Origin of the sequence: Bacillus sp. ILBB4, from assembly GCF_035064545.1 — a bacterium.
GTDB lineage: Bacteria > Bacillota > Bacilli > Bacillales > Bacillaceae_H > Priestia.
The window spans coordinates 15,368-28,924 of the sequence record NZ_JAIQVD010000004.1 but is presented as its reverse complement, the minus strand read 5'-3'; the positions used below and the strand labels follow the sequence as shown (position 1 = coordinate 28,924).

General features: G+C 38.9%; 16 protein-coding genes. 7 read left to right on the top strand and 9 right to left on the bottom strand.

Features of this window, described 5'->3' with window-relative positions; all coding sequences use genetic code 11:
• Positions 1-39 precede the first annotated feature (39 nt).
• The 8 genes from LAV82_RS17160 to LAV82_RS17125 form a co-directional block, all read right to left on the bottom strand.
• On the bottom strand, positions 40-1,752 hold the full coding sequence (locus LAV82_RS17160; protein ID WP_499716555.1) for a DUF2357 domain-containing protein: 1,713 nt from the start codon (positions 1,750-1,752) through the stop codon (positions 40-42).
• Positions 1,706-3,340, bottom strand: coding sequence for an MrcB family domain-containing protein (locus LAV82_RS17155; RefSeq protein WP_499716554.1), 1,635 nt, complete (start codon positions 3,338-3,340; stop codon positions 1,706-1,708). Before LAV82_RS17155 ends, LAV82_RS17160 begins: the two co-directional genes overlap by 47 nt.
• A gap of 422 nt (positions 3,341-3,762) precedes the next feature.
• Entirely contained in the window at positions 3,763-4,215 is a 453-nt protein-coding gene (locus tag LAV82_RS17150) for a hypothetical protein (protein WP_029322049.1), read from the bottom strand.
• Between the two features lie 71 nt (positions 4,216-4,286).
• Positions 4,287-4,766, bottom strand: a complete 480-nt coding sequence (locus LAV82_RS17145) for a (2Fe-2S)-binding protein (RefSeq protein ID WP_013057264.1) — start codon at positions 4,764-4,766, stop codon at positions 4,287-4,289.
• 1 nt (position 4,767) lies between these two features.
• Complete coding sequence (locus LAV82_RS17140) at positions 4,768-5,601, bottom strand: FAD binding domain-containing protein (RefSeq protein ID WP_499716553.1); 834 nt, start codon at positions 5,599-5,601, stop codon at positions 4,768-4,770.
• On the bottom strand, positions 5,588-7,918 hold the full coding sequence (locus LAV82_RS17135; protein WP_013057266.1) for a xanthine dehydrogenase family protein molybdopterin-binding subunit: 2,331 nt from the start codon (positions 7,916-7,918) through the stop codon (positions 5,588-5,590). The genes LAV82_RS17140 and LAV82_RS17135 overlap by 14 nt, the downstream gene beginning before the upstream one ends.
• A gap of 18 nt (positions 7,919-7,936) precedes the next feature.
• On the bottom strand, positions 7,937-8,581 hold the full coding sequence (locus LAV82_RS17130) for an NTP transferase domain-containing protein (protein ID WP_499716552.1): 645 nt from the start codon (positions 8,579-8,581) through the stop codon (positions 7,937-7,939).
• Between the two features lie 2 nt (positions 8,582-8,583).
• Positions 8,584-9,588 carry an XdhC family protein gene (locus LAV82_RS17125; protein ID WP_499716551.1) on the bottom strand — a complete coding sequence of 335 codons (1,005 nt, stop codon included), beginning with the start codon at positions 9,586-9,588 and terminating at the stop codon, positions 8,584-8,586.
• A gap of 184 nt (positions 9,589-9,772) precedes the next feature.
• Here LAV82_RS17125 and LAV82_RS17120 point away from each other — a divergent pair, with 184 nt between their 5' ends.
• The gene (locus LAV82_RS17120) at positions 9,773-10,003 is read left to right on the top strand and encodes a hypothetical protein (RefSeq protein ID WP_013057269.1); all 231 of its coding nucleotides are present in this window, start codon (positions 9,773-9,775) and stop codon (positions 10,001-10,003) included.
• A gap of 12 nt (positions 10,004-10,015) precedes the next feature.
• Positions 10,016-10,249: a hypothetical protein gene (locus LAV82_RS17115; RefSeq protein WP_013057270.1), complete on the top strand. Its 234-nt coding sequence runs from the start codon at positions 10,016-10,018 to the stop codon at positions 10,247-10,249.
• Positions 10,250-10,380: 131 nt separating this feature from the next.
• On the opposite strand, the gene LAV82_RS17110 is transcribed toward LAV82_RS17115, so the two are convergent.
• Entirely contained in the window at positions 10,381-10,620 is a 240-nt protein-coding gene (locus tag LAV82_RS17110; RefSeq protein ID WP_014459872.1) for a hypothetical protein, read from the bottom strand.
• Positions 10,621-10,691: 71 nt separating this feature from the next.
• Here LAV82_RS17110 and LAV82_RS17105 point away from each other — a divergent pair, with 71 nt between their 5' ends.
• The 5 genes from LAV82_RS17105 (at position 10,692) to LAV82_RS17085 (ending at position 13,534) form a co-directional block, all read left to right on the top strand.
• Entirely contained in the window at positions 10,692-11,165 is a 474-nt protein-coding gene (locus LAV82_RS17105) for an Hsp20/alpha crystallin family protein (RefSeq protein ID WP_013057272.1), read from the top strand.
• 147 nt (positions 11,166-11,312) lie between these two features.
• Complete coding sequence (locus LAV82_RS17100; RefSeq protein WP_499716550.1) at positions 11,313-12,209, top strand: hypothetical protein; 897 nt, start codon at positions 11,313-11,315, stop codon at positions 12,207-12,209.
• A 92-nt stretch (positions 12,210-12,301) separates the two neighbouring features.
• Complete coding sequence (locus LAV82_RS17095) at positions 12,302-12,433, top strand: hypothetical protein (RefSeq protein ID WP_013057274.1); 132 nt, start codon at positions 12,302-12,304, stop codon at positions 12,431-12,433.
• A gap of 76 nt (positions 12,434-12,509) precedes the next feature.
• Positions 12,510-13,064 (top strand): PadR family transcriptional regulator, encoded by a 555-nt coding sequence (locus LAV82_RS17090; protein ID WP_116516081.1) that lies wholly within the window; start codon positions 12,510-12,512, stop codon positions 13,062-13,064.
• The gene (locus LAV82_RS17085; protein WP_057245044.1) at positions 13,061-13,534 is read left to right on the top strand and encodes a DUF4188 domain-containing protein; all 474 of its coding nucleotides are present in this window, start codon (positions 13,061-13,063) and stop codon (positions 13,532-13,534) included. Before LAV82_RS17090 ends, LAV82_RS17085 begins: the two co-directional genes overlap by 4 nt.
• Positions 13,535-13,557 lie beyond the last annotated feature (23 nt).

The following is a 13,557-nucleotide window of genomic DNA, read 5'->3' as shown; positions in this document are numbered from 1 at the left end:
ACGCATAAAAAAAGACTTGTTCACTTTCTACCTATTCACCTACTCAGCGCTGAAAAAATGTGGTTCTACCGTACAAATAGTTTCAATAAATTCTTCTACTAGCCCTTCTTCTCCCGGCAAAAAAGGCAGCGCACCAACTCCAACACGTTCAATACTTTTATAAAAATGATGCTGCTTATAGCCCTCTGCTTTCCCTGGAAAAAGCACAATCGCTGTTTGTACCGGTTTTATTCCATTTTCCTCTACAATAGCGTCTCGGTAACGATGCATGGTATTAATATCTTCTTCTCTAGGAGAGGGCGTATCGTGATTTGGTTTGATACGATACTTAGCGTCAAAAAGATATACACTTTTTTTCTCCCCTTGCTTTACTTCAAGCAGCAAGTCCGGCTTTTGAATAACGGTATGAGTATGATGGTATGCTTTCTGGTACCATAGCGTGGCTTCTGCTTTCCCCACTTGAAAACGATGATAAGACGGCTGCATCCTGACGTTCAACCCTTGTTCTGTCGTTGTCATGATGTTTTGTTCTATCCGCTTGCCGTAAGTTTGCAACTTCTTTAAAAGACTAACATACGTCCAGTATTCGTAGAGAGTTGCGATATCTTTTAATGAAAGGTGGTAAAACTCTCCGTTAAGAGCCAATCCTCGCGTTAAGAACATAAAGTATCTGCTTGCTTCCCGATAGCGAGGTGCCGTCCGTAGGGTAGAAGGAAGAGTCGAAGCTTTTAGGGCCTTCACTCGTTGCCAAAACGCATTATTTAACAGTCTTTTTAATTCGGTATGATTAGTTTCTAAAGCCGATATGGCTTCTTTTTTTACATATCTATCTTCTATCAATTTGTCAATTAGTGCAGTTAGCTTATGATACAGCTGCGTCATCATCCATTTTACACTTTGATTTTCCAAATTATCATAGGTAGACACATGCCTGGTGCCAATCGCTTTTGTGGGTACTACTTTTATATTTCGATTAATTTTAATCCCCCTGCTTGAAGGTGCAAGATAGGTAGGATGGGTTCGGACAAATGATACAGCACGGCTATCTTGTTTTTTTATTTGATCGCCTCTCATGAGCTCATGTTCAACTTTTACCGATTGAAACGGCTGATTTTCAATCTGACGCACAGAATGAAGAAAGGGTTTCATATAGTGAGAGAGAACATGATAAAATTCCGTCCATGTTGCTTGCTTAGACCAAACAGATTTTGCTTCAATATATGTTTTACGAAGCATATCGTATGCCAAATCATGAATGTATCCGTTCACTTCATCAACCATGTGTACATAATCTGTCTTGTAGCTCATCTTTGAGGGGAAAATTTCAAGAGTAAAGGACAGCTCTTTTTCTCTTTCGCTGTAAACATGAAACGTAGAATACCCTACTTCATTTTGAAAGCTTATATTTCCCGTCAAAATGTAGGGAAATCCTACGCTTTGAAAACTTTGTTCAACTGCTTTTGAATCGTGGTTAACAAACAGGCTTGTTTCATTTTTAGAAACAACTGTAATTTGATAGGTTTCATTTTCAAAAAATAAAGGCTCAAGCGGCGGTTTTGAAGTCATCATGCCTTTTGTTTGATTTAATACTTTTACATGTGTAATTCCTTTTCCTGTACAAGAAAAAAACATCACTTCTTCTGCAGATTTTATTTTTTTCTTATTTTTCCCTTTTATAACCACCGTACACGTGTCAGTTTCAATTTCAACGTACGGTATTAATCCAAAATGACGTGTATCCGTATACTTCAAAACGTCTCATCATCTCCATTATTTTGCGTGCGCTTTTAGGAAATCTCATTCCATCTGCATTTACGACAGCTGTCTCAAATTCATCATCTAACAGTGTATTTGTACAGTAATAATAAAGGTTTTTTAATAACTCAAATGTGTACCCATCGCTTCCTGAAATACGAGGCAAAACTTTTTGCAAAATCTGAAAATCAAACGCCTGATCAAATGTAAACATCCCGCTTTTTACCGCGTAAATCAAATAAAAGCATACTTCGTCGCGTACGCGGTAACCTATTTGCAGATCGACTTCTATAAGCATCTCGTTGACGGTTAGCAGTTCATTTGTTACTTCGTGAATGAGCTCAGCATGTTCAACATACGCATCTTTTAAGTGAACATATTGACTTTGAATTTGTACATTTTGAATGCCGTACTGAGCCGGATCTCTATCATCTAAAAAATCAAAAGAATCTAGTTGAATCTTATTTAACTCAATGGTGTTGGTACGATCTAACAACTTTTGACTAAACCCATGAGTTGTTTCATCCATATTAATTGTACCGATAATGAGAAGATTAGATGGCAAATAAATATCTCGGAACATCTTATGTCCAGGAAATAATGGAGCCGTTTTGATTTTCCCTTTTGACCAGCTCCTGCTTTCCATCACGCTTAAAATATCGCTAAAATAATGTTCAACTCGAGCTAAGTTCATTTCATCCAATATAGCAACATATGTGTAAGCTGGATGCTGAATGGCTTGCTGCATAATCGACAGAAACGATCCTCTGCGAAAATCTCCTCTTAAATCAATATATCCTAATAAATCTGAACTATCGTGCCAATCGGGTCGAACCGGAATGAGCACTTGTCTTCCATTTTCAATCGTGGCACCGATACTATCTGCTAAGAGCTGAGCAAGCTTTGTTTTTCCTGTCCCGCTCATTCCTGATAAAACAATAAACGGTTTGGTCTTTAAAGCAAAGTAGGCGTTGGCTATATCATGTCGTTCATATGTAAATCCAGATTTCCTAGTATACTCATGAATATGGACGATGGCGTCTTTGTCTCCCAGCATCTCTTTGCTCATTCCGTATGTTTTTATATACTGTTCATGCATACTTAGCAGTAAATGCAAGTCATCTTGCAGCTGATCATTGCTAGGTAAGTCTGCTATATTGTAAGGAAGGTAAAGAGCTACTCTATCCTCAAAGCTTTTCGCTTCCATGCTTGTACCAATGACAATATGATTATCTTTCAATACGCGGGCATGTTCAGGAGTAAAAAATCGAATGTCTTTCAGATCAGTTCCTTCTTCTGAGTCTCCTCTCATCATGACTAAGTAAATGCGCTGACCGTCTTCACTGAATAAATACGCGACCATCACGTCACTCTCTATATTCTTATTCGCAAGGGTCACGTAAGGAAATGTTTCAGCGTGCTGTCCCGATATACGCATTTCTTCTCGATTTATATGCTCCAATCGATAAAGAGAAATCGGAAGCCTGCGTGTAAGCATATTTTCTATTTCATGTTTTACAAGTACGTCTCCACCCATTTGTTTATAATGTTCCGCTACATACAGCAGCCGCTCGCGCAAACTCATCGAATTCTCTCCTTTCTGCCTTCACTGCAGTTTGTAAAAATAAAAAGCATCGTCAGCTGACCACGCAAAAGGTTCATTTCTTTTATTATAGACGCTTTCTTCGTATAGTAAGCTATTTTATAACGTTAGGAAACACTACATTATTCTTTTCTCTACATATATGTTTATGTTCATTTTAATGAAACATGACAGAAAAGAAAAGCGTTAGGGGCTTAATAAATGAAGAGGCAATGATACGAGCAGAAAAATAAGCAGCTTGTGTGCCCCAGGGATAACCCCCCCCATTATGCTACATGATTATTTAACGTCTGATGCTTTTGGCTGAGTAAAGAAAAAGATAAAAATAATAAGCGGCAGGGCGATAAGAAAAATACTCGTCTCTGAAGGTCTTACTGTAGGTATATCTGTTAATGACATTTTAATCAGTCCTTTGTAAATTTTTCAACTAAGTCAGGATTTACATAAAAATGTTTTGATACCGTACGATGAAAAAACTGAGAGGATTGATTCAGTTCACTTAATGCAGGTTCTGTTTTGGGAACGCCAAAAATAGGCCCACTTACGTTAATGGTAAATCTTCCAGAAGAAATAAAGGCGCCCGACACATTAATCTGGTTATTAAGCAGCAAAGCCGCAAGAAACACATCAATCATATCAATAATAATATTAATTCCCACATTTCCGTCTTTTCCTTCGATGCGACTGGTTCCTGTAATAGGTCCGCCTACTGAAACACGAAAAGCTCCGGGTGTCACAAATACTCCTATAATTGTTATTTGGCCAGTTAATAATAATATGGCCGTTACTACATCCAGATCTCGTTGAATGGCAAAGATAAGTTCCCTTTCTTTGTCAAAGCCGCTTTTCCATTCCACATTCTCCACACCCTTAGCACATACTATTCTAAACACGTGTAAGTGTTATTCTAATTCTGCTTTTTCTTTTCTCACTCGCGCTCCGAAAAGTGTAAAACAGATTTTACTGCGTCTTCAATTTCTTTATATCCTGTACATCTGCATATATTGGAAGCTAACCACTCCTTTATAATATCGTCACTTCCTGAAGGATGGCGTTTGGAAAGCAAATGAGCATTCATAATAAAACCCGATGTACAATAACCGCACTGAAAAGCAAAGTGTTCAATAAAAGCTTTTTGCATAGGTGAACTCTTCAGTCCTTCTATAGTCATTATTTCTTTCTCTTCTGCTTCTGCCGCTAACATGAGGCAGGATTTCATTGGCCGCTGATTTATCCCTACTGTACAAGCTCCGCAGTCTCCATTTAAACAGCCTGGTTTTGCTCCGGTAAGGCCCAGCTTTTCTCTTAATACGTAAAGCAGCGTATCTGCTGTTCGGATATCAACCATTTTTTCTTCCCCATTAACCTTTAGCTTAACTGTTATTCTATACCGTTCATCTCTTAGCACATTACGTTCCTCCCAGCTCTTTGAAAATATCAAACAATAAATTTTTAATCACAAATTTGCGATATCGATCCGATCCTTCTCCATCATTTAAAATTGGAGCCGGTATATAATCAAGAGCAGTTTGAATTCGAGCTTCTAATGGCGTTTCTTCATGATTTAGCACTTCTTCTATTTCTTCTGAGCGAAAAGGAAATGAACATACCCCGCTGAAAGCTACTCGAATGTTTTCTTCTGTTTTTAAAGCTGCTATTGTAACTAGTGGATATCCTGTATCCCACTGCTGGCGCTCCTTTATACTCATATACGGCAGGTCAGCATACTTTGTTTCAACAAACACCTGAACAAGCAGCTCTCCTTTTTTCAGCTGCAAACGCCGGTGAAAAAGATCGTGAATCGAATAAACATTTGTTCCAGTGGGACCTGCCACTGCGAGTTGACTATCCGTTAAAAGCAGCGGCAACACGGCTTCTCGATAAAAGATATGCCCACAAATATTTCCTCCCAGCGTTATTTTATTTCGAGCCGTGTGATCAGCCACTTCGCTAGCAGACTTACTTAATAAAGGAAATAAGTTTTTCTCTTCCAGTTCAGTCAACGTTACACCTGCACCAAAAATCATCCAGTCTTCATCAGCTTCTGCTTTTTGAAACTCTGGTATATTTTTTATATCAATAACAGCATGGGTAACAAACAAACCCAATCTGCCCAATGTCAGAATTTCAGTGCCTCCAGCATAATAACGCGGCTGTTTACCTTGATTCTCTAACTCTTGAAACAAGGCAATCGCTTCTGAAACGCTTGCAGGTTTATAATATTCAAAGTCAAACGAAATCATTTGCATTCCCTTCTTTCATTCTCCAAATCAATTCTGGGATAAGAGGAAGTTGATTTAATTCTGTTTCTGCTGCCACCGTTAAGCTGTTTCCTAAAGAAGCTGGCATACCAAGCAGCCCGTGTTCTCCGACTCCCCGAGCGCCGTACGCTGCATCTATTTGTGGTGTATGAACAAAGTCTACTACGTACTCCGGATGCTCTCCGTAGCGAAGGGGACGATATTTCCGAAGCTGAGGGTTTAAAATACGTCCGTTTGAATCAAACCAAAATGTTTCTCTACCCGCAAACGATAGTCCCATACTCATCGCACCCATGACTTGACCTCTTGCCATTTTCTCATTTAACACGGTTCCTATATCAATAACAGAAATAGCTTTTACAATACGATATCGATGCGTTCTAGGATTATACTCCACTTCAACTCCTTCAGCTGCTACCGTCCATTCAGGCCCCGGACGCCCGGCTCCTGTTTCTTTATCTAAGTAGGTCATTCCTCTTAAAATATAGTTACCCCTCCCTATGATTTGCCCTCCAATTGCATTTCCGTTCGGATATTTGTAGCCATACACAATTTCTTTAAAGTCCAAAGAGGTTTGAGGCTCATCCCGTAAAAAAACTTTTTCATGTTTTATTTCGATATCTTCTTCAGAAGCTCGGAATATATGAGAAGCTATCTTTTTTAATTGGTTAATCACATCTTCAGCCGCTTCTAAAACCGCTCTTCCTGCCATAAAAGTTCCTCGGCTAGCCACCGTTTTCCAATGTTCAGGAGTCGTTTGAGTATCTACTTCCATTCGCACATGAATACGTTCCATGCGCATCTGCAGTTTTTCAGCCAAGATTTGCGCGAGCACAGTTTTTGTTCCCGTGCCTAATTCAATAACGCCAGACATTAAATTTACGCTTCCATCCGGATTGAATGTTAGAATAACACCTGAACTCGCGTCTGTTTCAATAGTCGAGGTCTTCCAGACGCAGCTAATCCCTTTGGCGGTAATAAGGCCGTTTTCATGAACTGTTCTCTGCCCTTCCTCCCATTTCATTAGCTGCTTTAAGCGCCGAATACACTCTGGTAAGTTACCAACGCTGCTAGAAGTCAAACGGACTTGTGTAGGCGTAGTATCACCTGGTAAAATAGCGTTTTTTTCTCTAAATTCCAAAGGATCTATACCTGCTTTTTTAGCAAGGATGTCCATCGTACGCTCAAATGCAAATAATAGTTCAGAGTGGCTGAATCCTCGAAAAGGGGAAGCGTAAGGGTGATTTGTATATACACATAATGAATCACAGAAGATATGTTCAAGACGATAAGGCCCCGTACAGTCAGCTGCTGCAGCCTTACTTAAATCCGTTCCTTTATCTGCATAAGCACCGCTGTCAAACAAATATAGAATGTCAGCAGCCTGCAAAAGTCCCTCTTTAGAACAACCTAGCTTAATTTTAGCGTCTAGACCGATGTGAACAGGCGAAGTGAGCATATCTTCTTCTCTTGTGTTCAATATTTTAACCAGCCTTCCACCAACAGCTTTTGAAGCTAGATAAGCAAGCAGCTCCAGCTGGACAGCAGCTTTTCCTCCATACCCTCCTCCTACTAGCGGTGTTTCAACGATCACTTTTCCCGCTTCAATTTCAAAGTACTCACTGATTAATTTTTTCACCATAAAAGGAGCTTGAGAAGAAGTGATAATTTTAACTACTCCATTCGGAAGAATTTCAGCAGCGGCGCTTCTTGTTTCCATCGCCGCGTGATCTGAAGGAGACAAAGAAAACGTTTCTTCCACTACTAGCTCACTTTTACTCCAGCCTTCTTCCATATTGCCTTTTCGTATTTTAACTCTGTTAGCTACGTTGGTACCGGGCTCTGGATAAACCGTTTCATCGTGCTTGTAGGTGTGCATATTTTCATGTACTAAAGGAGAATTTGGCTCAATAGCGGCGCTAGGAGAATGAACGACAGATAACGGCTCATATTGAATATGAACAGAGCTCGCCGCACGCTCTGCGAGTGCAGGGTTTTCTGCTACTACAAGGACTACGGCTTCTCCGTGATACCGCACTTTTTCAAATGCAAGCGGTCGCCGGTCACGAACTCCTTCCCCTGTTAACGGCAGATGCTCTCCCGTCACAACTGCGTGAACACCGGGAATAGCAATCGCTGCTTGAATGTCTATCGCTTGAATTCTTGCATGGGCGTAAGGACTGACTACTATTTTGGCGTGAAGGGAACCTTTAAAACTGTAATCATTTGTGTACCGAGCTGTTCCCGTCACTTTTTCTAACGCATCTTTTCGAATCACGTTTTTCCCAATAATCTCCACTCTTTTCACCTCCGTCAATCAAATCCGTCTACATTTCTCTTTATATATCTTTTTAATACGTTCATACGCTTGTTTTGTATCAACATCCATAAAAAGGGAAGCGTCGGTACATTCATAAAATATTCCATTTTCAGTTCCGTTTTGTCTTATTATTTTTCTTGCTCCTTGGTCTCCTTGCAGCTTATCCAAACTTGGAAACATTTGTTTTGAAAATAAAACCGGCGCTCCGGCGATTCCTTGATAAAAAGAAGAAATAAAGGGAACGGAGGAATGGTTCTCAAACAGAGAAACAAATGTATTAATCAGCAAGATACTTATAAGAGGCTGATCTGCTAGGAGTACAATAACAGCATCAGCACTTAGTTCTTTTGCTTTTTGTAATCCGCACTTTAAAGACGCTGACTGACCTTTTAAGGCGCTACTACAAGAAATATGACTCCACTTCTGCTGATATGCTTCTGAAAAAAGAATAGGTTCAATCCACTCAAGGTTATCGCCTTTATTTGTCACTACTATTGTATGATTCACTTTTGAACAAACGGCGGCTTGTAAAGCTTTACTACCTAAACATTCATTCCCTAAAGGCAGAAGCAGCTTATTGCTGCCCATCCTTTTACTAGATCCTGCGGCAAGATAAACAGCTACAACATTTAAAACGGGCATTTTCACCCCTTTTTCCCATCACGCATTCGAAGGGTTGCAATTAACTCAGCTACAATACTAACCGCAATTTCCTGCGGCCCTACCGCTCCTATGGAAAGTCCCACGGGCGAATGAATATGGGAGGGAATATCGGTATTCAATAATCGAAGCGTTCGCTTTTTAGGCCCTAAAACTCCTATATACTTCACAGTTTTTGATTTTAATAGCGACAGAATTTCTTGATCACGATAAAAATTATGGGTCATAATCACAACAAAATCATCGCGCTGAACGGACAAGTGTTTGTTTACTTCCTCTGGAAATCCAATATGTATTTCCTCTGCTAGCGGAAAATGTTCCTTATTACATAAAGCCGGTCTCCAGTCGCATAAGGTAACAGAAAACCCCGTATTGGCAGCAAGTGATACTAAATATTTTGCATCGGCACCTGCTCCCCAGATAACTAGACGAGGCTTTGGTTTATATAGATGAGCATATGTGAGCAGGGAGCAATTTGAAAGTTGAATACCGCTCTTTCTCCCATTCCAATCATCTGTTGCAAAAGATGATGCGTCGCTATTTGCACCAAATGTTTCGCCCGTCTTTTCTACATAAAAAGAGGTTGTTTGAGTAAAGTTTTTTTCTAATTTTTTAATATGTAAAACAGGATTTCGGTTATCTAAATGACGTTTTACTCGCAAAAGATTTTTCTTCATCCTCGCAGTTACAGGTTCTAGGAGAATATACAGGATTCCATTGCAGCCTGCTCCTTGTCCCCATCCTGCATCACCTTCTTCTTTCAAATTGTACGTAACGGTTAATACGTGCTCAGTGTCGAACAACTCTTTTACGCGCTCAGCAATATCTGCTTCTACACAACCAGCGCTTAACATCCCAATGTTCTCCCCATTTTCTTGAAACAGCATGGACGTTCCTTCTTTTAAATATGAGGATCCTTCTACATGAACAATCGTTGCCAACACACTTTTTACTGTTGATGTGTTTACAGCATGTAAAATATCGTACATTTTTATTATTCCCTCCTTTTCCTGTCGAGGTTTTAAAATCTTTTCACGTTTTACACAGAACTACAATACGCTACAGTACACCACTTCTACTCTCTGAATGCATCCATGTATTATTCATATTTTCAAAGAAGCTACAATAAGCTTTTAAAGACTTAGAAGAACTGTCGTTTGAAAGGAGAATAATATGCTATTCGACTCAACAAAAATCAACCTAGGAAAATTGAACGTTCGCAGTGCTGATCAAGCAAGCAGTATTTCTATTGGAAATACGTCAAAAGTTACAAGATATGTCACAGCAAAGAAAAATCAGGCCTTCGGACAGCAGCACGCTGATCAATGTTTTACAGCAGGATCTGCTCAAAAAACTGTAGATAATGATTATGTAGATGCATTTGCAACAAAAAATGATAAATAAGGAGGAAACCATATGATTTTTTCGCCCATGGTCATTAACTTACAAGCCTTCAAAGTGAACGTTTTGGATAATTCATCCGTTTTAAGCATAGGACCTAATCAGCAGCTTGATGTGTTCGTATCTTATAAACGTAATCAAGGTCTGGGAGAATCAAACGGAGATTTTTCTCCGAACGTAACTCCGTTCTCATGGATTATAGACTCAGATGTAAATGATTCAAACTCAGTTAAAAATAGCGTAATTTAATTTTTTTCATTTCCTCTACCTCTACTGCGCACAACTAGCAGCATATCTTCATCTATTCGTCTATTAGCATTCAATCGGAAGCCTAATAAATATAACCTGCATCTGAACTGGCTATATTTATTAGGCTTTTTCTATAAAATGGGCACTTTTTGAAAAGATGATGGGCTGTCAATTTGATCTCGATCATCGACACAGCTTCTCGTTCCTATAAAGCCGCTATCATCACCAAAATTTTGCCCAAATCCCTGTGTTTTTTTATCTGAATTATTCCAGTCTGCTAGTAAATTCTGTCCGATATTTACTGCAGACGCATTTTCAAAGGAATTTATCTTTAGCATTAAAATATTAATATTTATAGATGCACCTGCCATTTAAACCACCCCCCCTTTCAAACTATATTCAAATTCCATCTTTTTATGATGTGTGGTAAGGAGGAAACCATATGGACTTTGATAAACTTATGCAGTGGATGGAATTTGCTAAAAAATATCAAACAAATGACTTTTGGAACGGTGTTTTTGATCAAACTGCTTTTAACGAATTTATGAAAGAAAATATGGATATGAATGCTCCTGATTCATATCAGGCACCTCAGGCTTCTAAAAGTAATTTTCCACCTGTTGACATTTACGTTACCCCACATGAAATCATTATTATCGCTGACTTGCCCGGCTATCTAAAAGAAAATTTGCAGGTGTCTGTTTCAGGCAGCCGGCTTTTGTTAAAAGGCTCACCGCACCCTCTCATCACAGGACAGCCGGTTGTACAAGAACGACCTTCTGGAGACTTTAACCGAATTATTGAATTGCCAGAACCTACGGATGCGCATCATCTGCGTGCGAAATTTGAAAATGGACTGCTTATTCTTTCTTATCACAGGCAGTTTTTCCAAGAAGAACGTATTCACATTGAATAAGGCTTAGTAGTTTTATGAATGAAATTCAATAGTTCACATAAGCATTTATAAACGCAAAGAATTTAACGTGAATTTCCAAACTGGACCAATATATATTTATCTAACTGTTATTACATCGGAAATAAGCCCAAGATGAGGAGAAGCGAAATGTCTATGAAAGGATTTTTCAACCCCAAACAGACTAACCAACAGCTTCATACTGAGCTAGCGGACTTCAAACATCAAATCAAGCGCATTAACACGCTTGAAGTTCACATGAACCGTTTTTTAAAACTCGAACCGCAAATTGGTTCTCTCATAATGCTCAAAAAAAAGCTGGAGGCTCAGCCCTCGCACTCCAATGATTCTTCACCTTCACAAAGAAGCACTCATAAAAATGCTGAACAAGCATATGCAAAAGATAAGAAAGAGATTGCTAACCAGCTTCAATTTTTAAAGGAAAAAGTAGCGCAATTGGAACAAGTGATCTCCACGCAACCCCCTCGCGATAAAAAGATAGAAACTGTACCTTATCCGAATTTAACTAGCTTGATAGAACAATCTGTAGAGAAAAAAATGGCTCCTTATCTCGAAAGAATGACCGAACTAGATGAAAGAGTTTCAGCATTAGAGCGCAGCATGTCGCTTTTAACTGAAGTACAGGTGGACATGCTAAAACGAACGTCTTCTCTTCAAGAAGAAGTAAAAGCGATTCACCAAAGAGCCGTACTCTTAGAAAATGCTCCCCCGCCTATTCATATTGATAAATTTTTTCTTGATAAATACGAACAAAACAACAATATTGGCCAAGTTGGCATTAAAGAACTCGGCGGTACTTTAAACATCGGAGCTACATACGGAAGCGGAGCTATACCAAAAGATTTCACGGACCAAATCCAAAAAGACATGGAAGAGTTAAAAAACGCTAAATCAGATATTTCTTCTGGCAAAACGAAGCCTGCACAAGAGGAAAAAGAAAATTCTTCTTCCGCTTTCGAAAAAGAAGAAACATATACGGAAGTTCCTATTTTTGATGAAGATGATCCAAAGGAAGAGTCAGTCTAAAAAAGTCATAAAATTATATTTAGTTATGACTAGAATTTTTGCAAGCTATTCTTTACACTATAGGTAATAACTTCAAAAAAGGAGATATGCTGATGCCAAAGCTTTTATGGAGAATAGGTGCTGTCATGTTGCTAATGTGTGGAGGCTTTATCTTTTTATTTATTGCTGCTTCGCAAATGATGGTTCAGCAATACAAACCTTTTTTTAGACGCGAGAGTGCATAACTCTCGCGTTTTTTTATTGAAGAGCATCCTGTTTATGGTGATATATATATATCAAAAAGATATAAGTGAGGGAAAAATGAAGGAAAATCAAACAAAATATGCAATTTTAGGACTGCTTACCACTGAATGCAGAACTGGTTATGAAATTAAACAGTTAATGGATCGAAGTCTAAATCATTTTTGGAAAATCAGTTATGGCCAAATTTATCCCACTTTACAAAAGCTTGTGAATGATGAACTAGCAACGGTCAATTCCGTTGCTCAAACTGATAAACCAGATAAAAAAGAGTATGTAATAACAACTAAAGGAAAAGAAGTTCTGCAAGATTGGCTGCGTGAACCTATTAAGCAGCTCCCTTCAGAAAGAAATGAACTTTTGTTAAAACTCTTTTTTAGTAGTCAGCAAGAAAAGCAGCTCACAATTTCCCAGTTAAAAAACGCTCAGCAGAAACTAACTGAACGTTATCACATGTATTGCGGAATCGAAGACAGCATTTCTAACAGCCCTTCTCCCGACCGAACGTATTGGCTTATTACCCTAGACTACGGTAAACGAACAACGTGTGCTTCGATAGAATGGTGCAAAGATACGATTAATAAATTATATGATGAGGAGGCGCATAATTTATGATTCATTCCAATCGAATGATGGCTAAGCCCGGTCAGGATTTGGTCGTCTTTGTTATAGGAATGCGTATTAATAAATGGACAGCCGTACACAAATGGTTCCCTGTATTTAAAGCAATGCCTCCTATGATTCGCGAATTGTATGCAAACAAAAACCTTGGCTTTTTATCTTTGCAAGGAACTTTTAATTTAAGAACCATCACGCTGATTCAATATTGGGAGTCAGTTGATCAATTGACCTCCTATGCCAAAGGTCCTCAGCACTTAAAAGCTTGGAATTCTTTTTATAAACAGGCTTCAAAAACGAACGCGGTTGGCATTTATCATGAAACGTACGTCATTCCTGCAGGAAATTATGAATCAGTATATGTGAATATGCCTTCGTTCGGTTTAGCTAAAGCGCTTGGATCTGAACCCATAACGAAGCATACTCAAACTGCCAAAAAACGTTTGAATGTTAAAAAGCCGCTTTAACTAAAAGCGGCTTTCGTTATATT

Bases quoted from the DNA above. Each gene is read 5' to 3' on its own strand.
- LAV82_RS17125 (WP_499716551.1), bottom strand. From the start codon at position 9,588: ATGTACGATATTTTACATGCTGTAAACACATCAACAGTAAAAAGTGTG.
- LAV82_RS17155 (WP_499716554.1), bottom strand. From the start codon at position 3,340: ATGAGTTTGCGCGAGCGGCTGCTGTATGTAGCGGAACATTATAAACAA.
- LAV82_RS17110 (WP_014459872.1), bottom strand. From the start codon at position 10,620: ATGGCAGGTGCATCTATAAATATTAATATTTTAATGCTAAAGATAAAT.
- LAV82_RS17140 (WP_499716553.1), bottom strand. From the start codon at position 5,601: ATGATTTCGTTTGACTTTGAATATTATAAACCTGCAAGCGTTTCAGAA.
- LAV82_RS17105 (WP_013057272.1), top strand. From the start codon at position 10,692: ATGGACTTTGATAAACTTATGCAGTGGATGGAATTTGCTAAAAAATAT.
- LAV82_RS17100 (WP_499716550.1), top strand. From the start codon at position 11,313: ATGTCTATGAAAGGATTTTTCAACCCCAAACAGACTAACCAACAGCTT.
- LAV82_RS17095 (WP_013057274.1), top strand. From the start codon at position 12,302: ATGCCAAAGCTTTTATGGAGAATAGGTGCTGTCATGTTGCTAATGTGT.
- LAV82_RS17090 (WP_116516081.1), top strand. From the start codon at position 12,510: ATGAAGGAAAATCAAACAAAATATGCAATTTTAGGACTGCTTACCACT.
- LAV82_RS17120 (WP_013057269.1), top strand. From the start codon at position 9,773: ATGCTATTCGACTCAACAAAAATCAACCTAGGAAAATTGAACGTTCGC.
- LAV82_RS17085 (WP_057245044.1), top strand. From the start codon at position 13,061: ATGATTCATTCCAATCGAATGATGGCTAAGCCCGGTCAGGATTTGGTC.
- LAV82_RS17115 (WP_013057270.1), top strand. From the start codon at position 10,016: ATGATTTTTTCGCCCATGGTCATTAACTTACAAGCCTTCAAAGTGAAC.
- LAV82_RS17130 (WP_499716552.1), bottom strand. From the start codon at position 8,581: ATGCCCGTTTTAAATGTTGTAGCTGTTTATCTTGCCGCAGGATCTAGT.